The organism is Vescimonas coprocola (assembly GCF_018408575.1).
In the GTDB taxonomy this organism is placed as follows: Bacteria; Bacillota; Clostridia; order Oscillospirales; family Oscillospiraceae; genus Vescimonas; species Vescimonas coprocola.
This window is the reverse complement of sequence record NZ_AP023418.1, coordinates 2,409,747-2,423,751: the sequence shown is the minus strand read 5'-3', so window position 1 is coordinate 2,423,751 and position 14,005 is coordinate 2,409,747. Positions and strand designations below refer to the sequence as shown.

At 61.7% G+C, this 14,005-nt stretch carries 10 protein-coding genes and 1 tRNA gene; 3 read left to right on the top strand and 8 right to left on the bottom strand.

What is annotated here, in order from left to right:
• Nucleotides 1-170 precede the first annotated feature (170 nt).
• Complete coding sequence (locus tag KJS28_RS11760; protein WP_213541126.1) at nt 171-560, top strand: tripartite tricarboxylate transporter permease; 390 nt, start codon at nt 171-173, stop codon at nt 558-560.
• Nucleotides 561-570: 10 nt separating this feature from the next.
• Nucleotides 571-1,470, top strand: coding sequence for a ribokinase (locus KJS28_RS11755; protein WP_213541125.1), 900 nt, complete (start codon nt 571-573; stop codon nt 1,468-1,470).
• A gap of 163 nt (nt 1,471-1,633) precedes the next feature.
• Here the strand turns inward: KJS28_RS11755 and KJS28_RS11750 are convergent, their stop codons facing one another.
• The 7 genes from KJS28_RS11750 to KJS28_RS11720 form a co-directional block, all read right to left on the bottom strand.
• The gene (locus KJS28_RS11750; protein WP_213541124.1) at nt 1,634-2,560 is read right to left on the bottom strand and encodes an ROK family protein; all 927 of its coding nucleotides are present in this window, start codon (nt 2,558-2,560) and stop codon (nt 1,634-1,636) included.
• Between the two features lie 64 nt (nt 2,561-2,624).
• The gene (locus KJS28_RS11745; protein ID WP_213541123.1) at nt 2,625-3,677 is read right to left on the bottom strand and encodes a Gfo/Idh/MocA family protein; all 1,053 of its coding nucleotides are present in this window, start codon (nt 3,675-3,677) and stop codon (nt 2,625-2,627) included.
• A gap of 776 nt (nt 3,678-4,453) precedes the next feature.
• A tRNA-Gly gene (locus tag KJS28_RS11740) sits at nt 4,454-4,529 on the bottom strand.
• 45 nt (nt 4,530-4,574) lie between these two features.
• Nucleotides 4,575-5,267 (bottom strand): hypothetical protein, encoded by a 693-nt coding sequence (locus KJS28_RS11735; RefSeq protein WP_213541122.1) that lies wholly within the window; start codon nt 5,265-5,267, stop codon nt 4,575-4,577.
• Between the two features lie 9 nt (nt 5,268-5,276).
• Nucleotides 5,277-6,134 (bottom strand): YitT family protein, encoded by an 858-nt coding sequence (locus KJS28_RS11730; RefSeq protein WP_213541121.1) that lies wholly within the window; start codon nt 6,132-6,134, stop codon nt 5,277-5,279.
• Nucleotides 6,135-6,151: 17 nt separating this feature from the next.
• Nucleotides 6,152-8,392, bottom strand: coding sequence for a DNA gyrase subunit A (locus KJS28_RS11725; protein WP_213541120.1), 2,241 nt, complete (start codon nt 8,390-8,392; stop codon nt 6,152-6,154).
• Between the two features lie 172 nt (nt 8,393-8,564).
• Nucleotides 8,565-10,547: a DNA gyrase/topoisomerase IV subunit B gene (locus KJS28_RS11720; RefSeq protein ID WP_213541119.1), complete on the bottom strand. Its 1,983-nt coding sequence runs from the start codon at nt 10,545-10,547 to the stop codon at nt 8,565-8,567.
• A gap of 239 nt (nt 10,548-10,786) precedes the next feature.
• Between KJS28_RS11720 and KJS28_RS11715 the strand changes: the two genes are divergently transcribed.
• Entirely contained in the window at nt 10,787-11,971 is a 1,185-nt protein-coding gene (locus KJS28_RS11715) for a hypothetical protein (RefSeq protein ID WP_213541118.1), read from the top strand.
• Between the two features lie 67 nt (nt 11,972-12,038).
• Here KJS28_RS11715 and KJS28_RS11710 read toward each other — a convergent pair whose 3' ends face one another.
• Nucleotides 12,039-13,817 carry a hypothetical protein gene (locus tag KJS28_RS11710; protein ID WP_213541117.1) on the bottom strand — a complete coding sequence of 593 codons (1,779 nt, stop codon included), beginning with the start codon at nt 13,815-13,817 and terminating at the stop codon, nt 12,039-12,041.
• Nucleotides 13,818-14,005 lie beyond the last annotated feature (188 nt).

Here is a 14,005-nt window from a genome sequence, read left to right as displayed (position 1 = left end):
CGGGCCGCCAGCCGTACCCAACCGCTATTGGGACAACCTGATGATCTAACCCGAGGGATATCGTTTTTTCTTACCGCATAAAAAATTAAAAATTAAAAATTTTGTATACCCGCCTGCGGTGCAGGCTTGAAGAAATCGTCACCAATTCAAAACGGGAAAGGAATAACATCATGAAAGTGAAAGAAACCGCCAAGAAGCCCTATGGTATTTGTCCGGCGTCCATGACCATCTGGAACGCCGACCAGACCTACAACAAAAAGGGCATCCTCGGCTCCTATGCCCTGCGGAACAATATGTTCGACGTGGGCGCTATGCTGCTGATTGCCGTGATCGGCTATTTCTTCCTGAAGCTGGAGATCCCCATTGCGCCCATCGTGCTGGCGCTGATTCTGGGGCCGCTGGCAGAGAGCAATCTGCGCCGGTCCCTGCTGCTGAGTCAGGGCAGCGCCTCCACCTTCTTCACCCGGCCCATCTGCATCTTCTTCCTGCTGCTGGCGGTGCTGTCCCTGTGCTGGCCGCTGCTGCGGAAGGCACTGAGCAACCGGAAAAAGGCGGCATAAGGAGGGACATATGGCGCACATTCTCAGCTATGGATCGCTGAATCTGGATCTCGTGTATCAGGTCCCCCACTTCGTTCAGGCGGGGGAGACCCTGAGCTCCACCAGCCGCACCGTCCACTGCGGCGGCAAGGGGCTGAACCAGTCCATCGCCGCCGCACGGGCCGGGGGAACGGTCAGCCACGCCGGAAAGATCGGCGGAGACGGCACCGTTCTGACGGATATCCTGCGGAAGAGCGGGGTGGACACGGACTTTGTGACCGTAGGCGACGGCCCCAGCGGCCACGCCGTCATTCAGGTGGACCCCTCCGGGCAGAACTGCATCCTGCTCTTCGGCGGCTGCAATCAGGAGATCACCCACGAGGAGATCGACCGGGTGCTGGCGCGCTTTCAGGCAGGGGACTATCTCATCCTGCAAAATGAGATCAACGGCCTGGACTATCTCATGACGCAGGCCGCCCGGCGGGGGCTGCGGATCGTGTTCAATCCCTCGCCCATCGACGTGTCCATCTCCCGGCTGCCGCTGGGGGAGGCATGGCTGCTGATCTTCAACGAGATCGAGGGGGCCGCTCTGGCGGGCTGCGATGACGAGGAGGACATCCTGAACACTCTGCGGCGGAGGTGGCCCCGCTGCCGGCTGCTGCTGACGCTGGGCAGCCACGGCTGCGTGTACGACGACGGCCAGCGCCGCCTGCGGCAGGGCATCTATCAGGCGGAGACGGTGGACACCACCGCCGCCGGAGATACCTTCACCGGTTACTTCGTGGCCTGTATGGCGGCGGGGCGTCCGGAGGAGGAGTGTCTGGATCTGGCGTCCCGTGCGGCGGCCATCGCCGTGTCACGACCCGGCGCCGCTCCGTCTATCCCCACTATGGACGAGGTGCAGCGCTGCACCCTCCGGCGAGGGGAGTAAATCACATACGGTAAACGGCCCCGGAGAGATCTCCGGGGCCGTGCGTTTTGCTGAGGGGGAGTATCGGGCTTTTGCCGCCGACAGCCTGCTTTTCCCCACAATACAAAGAGAGGAGGTATTTCCGATGGAAATACCTCCTCTCTTTGTGCTGAAGCTGCAACCCTCACAGGGCGGCGGCGCCGATGATACCTGCCTCGTTGCCCAGCTTCGCAGCAGCAATGGTGGGGATGGCCCCTTCCCGCTGACCGAAACAGTGGGTGGCCACATACTCCCGGATAGGGGCCAGCAGGGCCTCCCCCTGACGGCTGATGCCACCCCCCAGCAAAATCATCTCCGGGGCCAGAATATTCACAAAGTCCGTCAGTCCCGCCGCTACATATACGGCGTACTGCGCCACCACCGCCTTAGCGGCGGCATCGCCCTGCTGGGCGGCATCAAAGGCGGTGCGACCGGTAATCTCCTCCACCTGAGCCAGCAGTGACTCCGGATGCGCCAGCGCCGCCTGACGGGTCTGGCGGATCAGGGCCGTAGCGGAGGCGTAGGCCTCCCAGCAGCCCCGGCGGCCGCAGGTGCAGGGCTCGCCGTCCAGCACCAGCAGCATATGTCCCGCCTCCCCGGCGCCGCCCCGCAGGCCGGAGAGAATTTTTCCACGGGAGATGATACCGCTGCCCACGCCGGTTCCCAGCGTAATGAGCACCATATCCTGACAGCCCACGGCGGCCCCGGCCACCACCTCCGCCAGAGCGGCGCAGTTGGCATCGTTGCCCAGCCGAACGGGGATGCCGAACCGCTGGTGCAGCATCCGGCATACCGGTACGTCGAACCAGTTGAGGTTATAGGCCCGCTTCACCACCCCCGTCTGGGGGTCGCAGGCACCGGGGGAGCCAACGCCCATAGAGGCGCAGTCCGCCGCCGTGAGTCCCGCCTGCCGCAGAGCCTCCTCCACGGCGTCGCCCATGTCCCGGATGACCTCCTCCGCCGGGCGCTCCGCCCCGGTGGGGACGCTGCGGCGGGCCACGATCTCATAGCGGTCGTTCACCACGCCTACGGCGATGTTGGTGCCGCCCAGATCAATACCGATGCGATACATGAAAACGCTCCTCTCCGAAAACGGGAGCGGTCAGCCGCTCCCGTTGGTCTGTTTTTTCGACAGCTTACTTATTCCGGCGATAGCCGTCCTGCAAATGGGTCACGAAAGAGTTGTTGACACTGACGGTGCGCCCCGTCTCCGAGGACTTGATGCAGCCGAAAATGGTCCGCATGGTGGTCAGTGCCTCCCGCCCGGAAACCTCCGGCTCCCGGTCGTGCTCCAGTGCGTCGATGAACTCGTCGATGACGCCGGAGCGGGTCTGGTGCTCGAACTGATAGGCGGTGATGGTGTTGCTCAGGTCCCGCACCTCGATGGGGGCGGTGAGGCTGTTGTAGATCCGCATGACGCCACGGGTGCCGAACAGGCAGGTGGAGTTGCTCTCCTGACCGTATACCGTCCAACTGGCGGCCATGGTGCCGGCAGAGCCGCCGTTCATCCGCAGGATGCACAGGGCGTTGTCGTCCACGCCGATGAGGTGATCCTCCCGGTCGTGCTTGTTGAGGGTCAGGATCTTGGCGGTGGTTTCGATGACCGTCTGCCCCGTCAGATACTGCATCAGATCGATCTTGTGGATGCCCAGATCCGACAAAGCGCCCATAACGGCCTTTTTCTTGTCGAAGAACCAGTTGCCCTCCATGGACCAGCCCTCCGGGCCGGAGGTTCCAAGCCCCGTGCGGAAGGTGATGACGTCACCGATGACCCCCTGCTCCAGCAGCTCCTTGGCCCGGCGATGCACCGGATCGAAGCGCATATTGTGGCCGATCATCAGATGCCGGTTGTTGAACTCCGCCGCCGCCACCATGGACTCGCACTCCGCCAGCGTTACGGCCATGGGCTTCTCGCACAGCACGTGCTTCCCGGCGTAGAGAGCCGCCGTGGTCATCTCCGCATGGCTGCGGTTCTCCACACACACGGATACGGCGTCGATCTCCGGGTCCTTCAGCAGATCGAAGTAGGAGTCGTAGACCTTTCCGCCGTATTGGGCGGCCACCTCGTGCGCCCGCTGGCTGTTTTTGTCATAGTAGGCCACCAGCTGTGCGTTGGGGTTGGTGGCATATTCCGGCAGATGGCGCACCTGGGCGATCTTGCCGCAGCCGATGACAGCAACTCGTATCATACCGTTCGCTCCTTTCGCAAAATGCCTGTTGTCGCCCCTATTATAGCAAATCTGCCTGCGGGATGGAATCCCCTTTTTATAGAAAATTTCACCCCGGATGCAGACCGTCCCGCTGTCTGCTTTCAGCCGCCGCATGGCCCGCAGGTTCTCAGTGCGGGACTCGGCTCTCCTCGGCAAAAAGTCTCTTTTCCCGAAATAAGTTTCCAGGTTTACGCATAAAATAACAGCCTGCAACCTCCGCAAATGGCTTATCTACTGGGTTTTGCACAGTTTCCACAGACTTTTCCACCTCGTTATGTCAACACAAAAACCCTCCAAAAAGAGTGGAAATTGTCGATGCAGCGGTGGCCCTCCGGCGGAGTGGTTTTGGGAGGTTATTTTGTGTCTTCCTGACACGGCGGTGAGGGCCGAATAAGCGAAAAAAACACCACCCTTCGGGTGGTGTTTTTGGAGCGGGCGACGAGGCTCGAACTCGCTTCCCGGCATCCCACGAATGGCTCTCGCCATTCGCAGGAGCCCTGCCTCACCTCTTGATTTGACACGCTTCGCGCAGGTCGAGGCAGCGAGTTCTCCGGTGCTGCGGCACATTCTTTTTGGAGCGGGCGACGAGGCTCGAACTCGCTTCCCGGCATCCCACGAATGGCTGTCGCCATTCGCAGGAGCCCTGCCTCACCTCTTGATTTGACGCGCTTCGCGCAGGTCGAGGCAGCGAGTTCTCCGGTGCTGCGGCACATTCCAAAAAGAATACCCCGTCCTGTCGGATGGGGTATTCTTTTTGGAGCGGGCGACGAGGCTCGAACTCGCTACCTCGACCTTGGCAAGGTCGCGCTCTACCAGATGAGCTACGCCCGCAAACGCAAGATTGATTATACCTGCGTTTTTCGGATTTGTCAAGCGCTAATTTGTATTTTTTGTATTTTGTTCTGCACCCTCTGCGCTCCCTGCGCCGCTCAGCAGCACCTCAATGATGCCGGCGTTCCCCGAATCCGGGTAGAAATTCACCGTCCACGGCTCCTTGCTTTCCGGCTCCACCTCGGCCTGTATCTGCGTCACCTGTGTGCGGACCTCCTCCGCCTGATGGTCGAAGTAGCCCACCTGCACCACCAGCTCCGCAGCGTGGTTCCGTGCGGCCTCCCGCAGCAGATCCCCCAGAGCGGAGGTGCTGGTGATATGCACAATGCCCGCCACCTGAGCCGCCGTGCGGCGATAGCCGACGGTCAGCTGGATGGCGTCATAGTTCCGAGGTGTCTCGTCCACCGTATAGGTCAGGTACTCCACGGCGTAGGCTCCCAGCGGCGTCTCCTTCTGCACCTCCAGACACGCCCGCTCCGCCGCCTGCGGGGCGGGAAGCCCGCTGTCGTCGGGGTAGAGCCAGATGGTTCCCTCCTTGGCCCCGCCGCTGATCAGCACCAGCAGGGCATTCACCAGATCCTGATAGCTCTCCGCCCGGAGGACGGATCGGTCCTCGCTCTCGTAGTAGCTGGAGCTGTGGGGCTCGGTGACGCTGTAATCCCGGTTCAGCAGGGAGCCGCAGCCGGTAAGGGGCAGCATCAGCAGGGCCGCCGCCAGCGCCCATACACGTTTTCTCATGGCCGCACCTTACAGTCCGCCCGGCGCATATACGCCGAAGCCCTCGCCCAGTATCTCGTGGGCGTCGCAGACGATGACAAAGGCGTCTGGGTCGATCTCCTGCACCGCCCGCTTCACGGGGATGATCTGTGTCCGGGCGCAGGCGCACAGGATCACCTGCTTGTCCTTGCCGCTGTAAGCGCCCTTGCCCTGCAAAAGTGTCACACCACGATCCAGCTCCAGCAGGCGGTGGGTCAGCTCCTCATGGCAGTCGCTGATGATATAGGCCACCTTGGCGGCATTGGGGCCGTAGACCACCTTGTCGATGGACACGGAGATCAGAGACAGGGAGATCATGCCGTACAGCGCACGGGTCAGATCCCGGAAGATCAGGGCGTACGTCACCGTCACCAGAATGTCGATGGCAAGACACAGGGTACCGATGCTGAGGCTCTCCAGCTTCAGCTTCAGCAGCCGGGCCGCCAGCTCCGTGCCGCCGGTGGTGGCCCCTTCCCGCAGCATGATGCCGCAGGAGACGCCGATGATGACGCCGCCGTACAGACAGGCCAGAATGGGCTCCATAGGCTTGAAGGTATGCACCGCCGCCAGACCGTCGATCATCAGAGAGCTGACGGCCGTGGCATAGACGGAGGAGAACAGGAAATCCTTGCCGATGAACCGCCAGCCCAGCACGAACAGCGGCACGTTGAGGATAATGACGATGGTGCCGATGGGCAGGCCCGGCAGCAGGTAGTTGATGATCTGCCCCAGACCGGTGAAGCCGCCCACGCTGATGTGGTTGGGGTCAAACATCCAGTTGAACCCCACGGCATACAGGGCGCAGGACGCCGTGATGATGAGATACTGCGTCAGGACGTTCCGTTTCATAGGCTCCTCCTTTTTTCTTACAGCAGGGTCAGCTGCTCCTCGCCCCGGTCCTCCGGCCGCAGGAGAGCGCCGGTACCGGGGATGCTGCGGGCCCGATAGCGGGGGAGATTCACGATACCGGACTCCTCCGGCGTGCAGACTCGTTGCAGCTGGTATTTGGGCTTCAGGGTCATGACGGCCACGCCCTGTGTGGAGCGGGTGGCCTTGGGCAGCAGCAGGGACGTGTGGAAGATCAGCGCCCTGGGCTCCGTGGACAGCAGCGCCAGCTCCCGATCCTCCGCCAGCGGCAGAATGGCCACCAGCCTGCTCTTGTCGGAGTAGGCCCCGGTGAGCTTGCGGCGGTTGGAGACGGTGGCGTAGGCCTTCATCTCCACACGGGCAGCCTTGCCGTTTTCAAAGAAGAACAGCAGATGCCCGCTGTAATCCCCCGGCAGCACCATATAGACCACACTCTCGCCCTCGTCCATGCCCAGCTTCGCCGGCAGATAGTCTCCCAGCACTGATGCCTTACTGTCCCCGAACTCGCTGAGGCGGGTCTTGTAGACCTGACACCGGTCGGTGAAGAACATGACCTCGGCGGCATTGGTGGCCTCCGCCTGCTGGCCGGGGCCGTCGCCCTCCTTGTACTTCTGCTCGCCGCTCATCCGCAGGGACTGGGGCGTGATTTTCTTGAAATATCCCTCACGGGACAGGAACACGGTGACAGGATAGTCCTCCACATGCTCTTCCTCCCGATACTCCTCTACCTCGTGGCTGTAAATGATCTCGGTTTTCCGGGGCTGGGCGTACTTCTTGCGTACCTGCGTCAGCTCCTCCACCATGATCCTGCGGATGCGGGCGGGCTTTTGCAGGGTGTCCTCCAGATCCTGGATCTCCCCTTGCAGTGTCTCCGTCTCCTGTACCCGCTTGAGGATGTACTCCTTATTGATGTTGCGGAGCTTGATCTCCGCCACGTATTCCGCCTGCTTCTCGTCGATGCCAAAGCCGATCATCAGGTTGGGGATGACCTCGGCCTCCTCCTCCGTCTCCCGGATGATGGCGATGGCCTTGTCGATGTCCAGCAGGATGCGCTTCAGACCCAGCAGCAGATGCAGCTTCTCCTTCTTGCGGGAGAGGATGAAGTACACCCGCCGCCGCACACACTCCGTGCGCCATGCGATCCACTCCTCCAGCAGGGCCTTGACTCCCAGCACACGGGGCATCCCGGCGATGAGGATGTTGAAGTTGCAGCTGAAGGTGTCCTGCAAAGGCGTCAGCTTATACAGCTTCTGCATCAGCTTCTCCGGATCCACCCCCCGCTTGAGGTCGATGGTGAGCTTCAGGCCGCTGAGGTCCGACTCGTCCCGCATATCGCTGATCTCCTTGACCTTGCCGGCCTTCACCAGCTCCGCCACCTTGTCCAGGATCACCTCGATGGAGGTGGAGTAGGGGATCTCGAAGATCTCGATGAGATTCTCCTTCTTGTCGTAGCGCCAGCGGGCCCGAACCTTGACGCCGCCCCGGCCGGTGCGGTAAATTTCCGCCAGCTCCGCCGGGTCGCACACCAGCTGTCCGCCGGTGGGAAAATCCGGCGCCAGCAGGGTGGAGGCGATGTCATGGTCGGGATTTTTCAGCAGGGCGATGGTGGTGTCGCACACCTCCGCCAGATTGAAGCCGCAGATCTGCGAGGCCATACCCACGGCGATGCCCTGATTGGCTGACACCAGCACGTTGGGATAGGTGGTGGGCAACAGGGTAGGCTCCTTGGTGGTGTTGTCATAGTTGTCCACGAAGTCCACGGCGTCACAGTCCAGATCCCGGAACAGCTCGGCACAGATGGGGGCCAGCTTTGCCTCGGTGTAGCGGCTGGCGGCATAGGCCATGTCACGGGAATAGACCTTGCCGAAGTTGCCCTTGCTGTCCACAAAGGGGTGCAGCAGCGACTCGTTTCCCTTGGCCAGACGCACCATGGTCTCGTAGATGGCCTGATCACCGTGGGGGTTGAGGCGCATGGTCTGGCCCACGATGTTGGCGGACTTGGTGCGCCCGCCGGTGAGCAGCCCCATCTTGTACATGGTGTACAGCAGCTTCCGGTGGGAGGGCTTGAAGCCGTCGATCTCCGGAATGGCCCGGGAGACGATGACGCTCATGGCGTAGGGCATATAGTTCTCGTCCAGTGTGCGGGTGATGGGCTGCTCCACCACCGTCCCCCGCAGCCCCATGACATTGGGATCGGCGGGACGATGGACGGTTTTCTCTTCTGTTTTCTTCTTTGCCATGAAAGATGATTCCTTTCGTATTCAAACTGGCGGGAGAAAGATGACCCCGTCAAAAAACGCTTGGGAACTGGCGCAGCCGGGCCGACGCAGATATCGTCCCTTACGGAGCGTCTAGCAGCAGGCGCATGTAGGGGCCGATGCCCACATCGTCCCGCCCGGCCCATACGCTCCCTCAGCCCACGTCGATCATATCCAGATAGCGGCAGCCGTTTTCAGCGATATAGTCCTTCCGGCCGGAGAGGTTGTCCCCCAGCAGCAGGTCAAAGACACGGGCCGTCTCCTCGGCGTCATCCGGCAGTACCTTCACCAGCCTCCGGGTCTCCGGATTCATGGTGGTCAGCCACATCATCTCCGGGTCGTTCTCGCCCAGTCCCTTGGAGCGATCCACCTTGTACTTCTTGCCCTCCAGCTGGCGCACCACCTCCGCCTTCTCCTTTTCGGAGTAGGCAAACCACGTCTTTTCCTTGCAGGTGATCTCGAACAGCGGCGTCTCGGCAATGTAGACGTAGCCCTCCTTGATGAGGGTGGGGCAGAGCCGGTAGAGCATGGTGAGGATCAGGGTACGGATCTGGAAGCCATCCACGTCGCCATCGGTGCAGATGACCACCTTGCTCCAGCGGAGGTTGTTCAAATCGAACTGATTCAGCTCCTTGGCGGCCTTTCCCTGCACCTCCACGCCGCAGCCCAGCACCTTCATCAGATCCGTGATGACGTCGCTCTTGAAGATGCGGGGATAGTCCGCCTTCAGGCAGTTGAGGATCTTGCCCCGGACAGGCATCAGCCCCTGAAACTCTGCGTCACGGGATTGCTTGCAGGCGCCCAGAGCCGAGTCGCCCTCCACGATATAAATTTCCCGCCGGGACACATCCTTGGTGCGGCAGTCCACAAACTTCTGCACCCGGTTGGCGATGTCGATCTTCTCCGTCAGCTTCTTCCGGGTGTTGAGACGGGTGCGCTCCGCCGTCTCCCGGCTGCGCTTATTCACCAGCACCTGATTGGCGATCCTCTCCGCCGCCTCCCGGTTCTCGATGAAGTACACCTGCAGCTGCTCCCGCAGGAACTCCGACATGGCGTCCTGCACGAACTTGTTGGTGATGGCCTTCTTGGTCTGGTTTTCGTAGCTGGTCTGGGTAGAGAAGTTGCTGCTCACCAGCACCAGACAGTCCTGCACATCGGGGAAGGTGATCTTGCTCTCCCCCTTGGTGTATTTATTGTTCTCCTTGAGGTACTTGTCAATGGCGTAGACGAAGGCCAGGCGGGTGGCCTTATCGGGACTGCCGCCGTACTCCAGAAAGCTGGAGTTGTGGTAGTGCTCGATGAGGTGGACCCGGTTGGAGAAGCACCATGCGATGTTCAGCTTCACCTTGTACTCCGGCTTGTCCACCCGATCCCGGCCACGACGCTCCGTCTCCCAGCACACCGGCTCCGTCAGGGGATCCTCCCCTGCCAGCTCCGCCAGATAGTCCCGGATGCCGTGCTCATAGAGGAAATCCTCCGTCTCGAACTTCCCCGGCGCTACCTCGCACCGCAGGCGGAAGGTGACCCCGGCGTTGACCACGGCCTGCCGCCGCAGCACCTCCCGGTAGTACTCCGCCGGGATGTCGATGTCGGTGAACACCTCCAGATCCGGCAGCCAGCGGATGGTGGAGCCGGTATGGCGGCGCTTGAGCTCCGTCACCCGCATCTCCCCGGCGATCTCGCCCCGTTCAAAGTGCAGGCGGTACTCCTTGCCGTCCCGGCAGACGGTGACGTCCATATAGCGGCTGGCGTACTGGGTGGCGCAGGAGCCCAGACCGTTGAGCCCCAGCGAGTACTCGTAGTTGTCGCTGTTTTCGTTGTCGTACTTGCCTCCGGCGTACAGCTCGCAGAACACCAGCTCCCAGTTGTAGCGCCCTTCCTTCTCGTTCCAGTCCACGGGGCAGCCACGGCCCTGATCCTCCACCTGAATGGAGAGATCGGCAAAGCGGGTCACGGTGATGAGCCGGCCATAGCCTGCACGGGCCTCGTCGATGGCGTTGGAGAGGATCTCGAACATGGCGTGCTCGCAGCCCTCCAGCCCGTCGGAGCCGAAGATGACGCCGGGCCGCTTGCGGACCCGGTCTGCCCCCTTCAGACTGGAGATACTGTCGTTGTCATAGGTTTTCTTCTTGGTCATATATGCCTCCTGCCGGGATAGCTCCCGGTATCGTTCCTTACAGGCCCACAGAACTTTTTCGGTGGGCAACAGGAATATTTTATCGCATTTTTCCCTTTCTGGCAAGGGTCAGCGTCACCTTTTCCCCAAAGGGCATTTTGCCCCCTTTCATGAGAAAGTCAACACAGGGCTTGCATTTTGCGGAGAAAGGGTCTAAACTGGTTGTGTATGTTCTGCGTATCACTCAGGAGGAAAGAACCATGATCCATATCACCGAGGTCACGACCAAGGCACAGCTGCGCCAGTTCGTGAACTTCCCCATCGACTTATATAGAGACGTTCCCCAGTACATCCCCGGTACATACAGCGACGATCTGGCAGACTGGGACCGTGAGAAAAACCCCGCCTTCAGCTACTGCGAGGCCCGTTGCTGGCTGGCCAGCCGGGATGACGGCACGCTGGTGGGCCGCATCGGTGCCATCCTCAGCCGTAAGTCCAACGACAAGTGGGGTACCCACCGCCTGCGTTTCACGCAGGTGGACTTCATCGACGACCGGGAGGTATCCTCCGCCCTGTTCCAGACGGTGGAGGACTGGGCCCGTCAGCTGGGCTGCACGGAGATCCACGGCCCTCTGGGCTTCACCGACATGGACCGGGAGGGAATGCTGGTGGAGGGCTTTGACCGCACCAGCTGCTTCTTCACCTATTATAACCACCCCTACTATATTGACCACCTGACGGCTCTGGGCTACGGCAAGGACGTGGACTGGACCGAGAATCTCATCTCCGTCCCCACGGACCAGCGGGTCATCCAGCGCTGGGAGAAGATCGCCGCCTATGTTCTGAAGCGGCAGCGCCTGCACATCCATCAGGTGCGCAGCCGTCTGGAGTACCCGCCCCTGATCCGGAAGGTCTTTGAGCTGGTGAACGTGGCCTATGCCCCCCTGTACGGCACCGTGGAGCTGTCGGACGACCAGATCCGCAAGTACGCCGGGAAGTTTGCCCCCCTCGTCAAGCCCGAGCTCACCTGCTTCGTCATGGATGAAAATGACGATCTGGTGGCCTTCGGCGTGGCGGCCCCCAGCATCGCCGCCGCCCTGAAAAAGCACGACGGCCGCCTGTTCCCCACCGGCTGGGCGGACGTTCTGAAGGCCTTCCACCGCAACGACACCATCGATCTGCTGCTGATCGCCGTGCGTCCCGACCTCCAGAAAAAGGGCGTCAACGCCGTCATCATCAGCAAGGTCATGCACGGCTGCTTCAAGATCGGCGTAAAGCAGGCGGAGACCGGCCCCATGCTGGAGACCAACGAGAAGGTCCAGACCCAGTGGCAGGACTTCCCACTGGAGCAGCATAAGCGCCGCCGCTGCTTTGTGAAGGTGCTGACCCCCGCACCGCAGGAGTCTGTCGCTGCAGCCACCGCCCCTGCCGGAGCGGCAGAGTGATCGCTTCCCCCAAACATAACAGTGCTCCACCGTCATAAATGACGGTGGAGCGCTGTGCTTTTCAGCCTTAATCGTCGTCCTTGGCCTTCTCCTTTTCGGAGAGCTCGTCAAAGGGTACCAGACAGTTGTGGAGCTTCCCCAGATCGTTGCGGCTGGCCGGGTCCGTGGAGCCGCTGTAACAGTAGCCCTCGGTCCGCATATAGGCATTCCAGCGGCGGTGTTCGATGACACGCAGCAGCTGCTTTTCCTCCTCCGTCCGCTCCGCCGGAGGCTTATCTGCACCGGGTACACCCAGCCGCAGCTTCAGCCGATGGTGGATGACCGAGGCGATGGAGGAGCGATAGTTGAACTCATAGCGCCAGAACACGTCCTCGTCTCCCCATTTCAGGTGCCGGGTCAGCGCCTCCGCTTCCAGCCGGGAGTGGAGGATGTTGCTCTCGGAGTACAGCATATCCCGTGCGCCCAGAAAATGAAGGTCGTATGGGGTACCCCGGTAGTCGGTGACGGAGGTGAGAGCCACCGTCTTGAAGGGGTCCTGCACCACCGCCAGAATATAGGGGTGGAGACCCCGGCGCTGGCACAGCTCCCGCAGCCGCACCGCCGCCTCGATGTTCCGGGTGTCGCTGCCCAGCGCCACAAACACATACGTCAGCTGCGGCAGCGTCTGCACCAGCTCCAGAAATTCCCGGCTCTCCAGCCGCATCCCGGCGTGTATGCGGATATCGTACTGGGCTTCGCCGGGGATGCGCTGTCCGTTGTGCCGGCGGTCCATCAGCTCCGGGCAGCGATAGGTGAACAGCTCCCGTGCGTTAGGCCGGGCGTCCACGGCGGTGAGCCGCAGGTCGTAGCCGTCCATCTGGCCAAACCACGCCAGCGCCTTCAGCATCTCCGTGCCGTACTGGCCCAAGCCCAGCAGCAGCGCCGAGATCTGATGCCTGCCCTCCGGCAGAGGAGCCGCCGTCTCGAAGAGCTTCTCCCCCTGCTGATACAGCAGCAGCTGCACCAGTGAGCGCACCTCGTTGACCCGGCGGATCCGCATCCCGTGGGGATCGGCGGACTGGAACAGCAGCTCACTCTCGGCGCCGGTGGCAAAGAGATAGAGGTGCATATTGGAGCGGGTCCCCCACCGGCGGGTCAGCAGCACCGCCTGATGGATGTTCTCCGCCTTGTCCCGGCCCAGCAGGAAGAAGTAGACCGGGCGGGAGCGGTCAGAGCGCCGCAGCCGCAGCAGGGCGATGTCCGTCTTGAAGCAGGCGGCCCCCAGCCGGTGGGCGGCGGCCATCTGCTCCCCGAACTCCTCGCTCTCGTTTTCATAGACGTCCGTAAAGACAACGAGTCCCTTGGGATGGGCCGCCTTGATGCTGCCCGCCAGATACAGGGAGTCCTCGTTGAGCTCGGAAAAGACATACAGCTCCGTGCAGCGGCGGAAAGCATAGCGCCACAGGGCGGACAGATTCTTGAAAAAGGACAGCACCACACTGAAGGTCAGCAGTGGGCTCACCAGATACACCACAATGGCGGCGCCGAAATAGAGGTCGCTCCACACCGCCGGCCGGCTCATGGCGAACTCGTGGATAGGATCCAGCTCACCGTCCAGCACGAACATCCGCAGGGTGTGGTGTACGGCTCCCAGCAGCGCCTTCAGCCACGACAGATGCTCTCCGGCGTAGGCGGCGGCGTACATGGGCAGGTGCAGCAGAATGCCGCAGGTGAAAAAGCAGACCAGCAGCACCTTCAGGGTCTCATTGCCGCCGGAGGGGCGGGACCTGCGGCGCAGGGAGCGCAACAGCAGCCCCAGCGCCGCCAGCAGCAGCGCCAGAACGCAGCACAGGAGGATCTGTGGCATGGCAGGCAGCTCCTTTCCGATCAAATCAATATCAGGGGTCCATCCCCTTGATGGCATGAGCGATATATCGTTATTGTACCCCGTCGGGGGCAGGTCTGTCAATGCGGAAGGCCGGCGGTTTTTGCCCACCGGGGAGACAAGGCCGTTTTCCCTTGCGCCGGAACGGAGATTTTGCTATAATGCAGGGA

Coding starts and splice junctions, on each gene's coding strand:
- KJS28_RS11750 (WP_213541124.1), bottom strand. CDS start 2,560: ATGTATCGCATCGGTATTGATCTGGGCGGCACCAACATCGCCGTAGGC.
- KJS28_RS11735 (WP_213541122.1), bottom strand. CDS start 5,267: ATGAGAAAACGTGTATGGGCGCTGGCGGCGGCCCTGCTGATGCTGCCC.
- KJS28_RS11715 (WP_213541118.1), top strand. CDS start 10,787: ATGATCCATATCACCGAGGTCACGACCAAGGCACAGCTGCGCCAGTTC.
- KJS28_RS11710 (WP_213541117.1), bottom strand. CDS start 13,817: ATGCCACAGATCCTCCTGTGCTGCGTTCTGGCGCTGCTGCTGGCGGCG.
- KJS28_RS11755 (WP_213541125.1), top strand. CDS start 571: ATGGCGCACATTCTCAGCTATGGATCGCTGAATCTGGATCTCGTGTAT.
- KJS28_RS11745 (WP_213541123.1), bottom strand. CDS start 3,677: ATGATACGAGTTGCTGTCATCGGCTGCGGCAAGATCGCCCAGGTGCGC.
- KJS28_RS11760 (WP_213541126.1), top strand. CDS start 171: ATGAAAGTGAAAGAAACCGCCAAGAAGCCCTATGGTATTTGTCCGGCG.
- KJS28_RS11725 (WP_213541120.1), bottom strand. CDS start 8,392: ATGGCAAAGAAGAAAACAGAAGAGAAAACCGTCCATCGTCCCGCCGAT.
- KJS28_RS11720 (WP_213541119.1), bottom strand. CDS start 10,547: ATGACCAAGAAGAAAACCTATGACAACGACAGTATCTCCAGTCTGAAG.
- KJS28_RS11730 (WP_213541121.1), bottom strand. CDS start 6,134: ATGAAACGGAACGTCCTGACGCAGTATCTCATCATCACGGCGTCCTGC.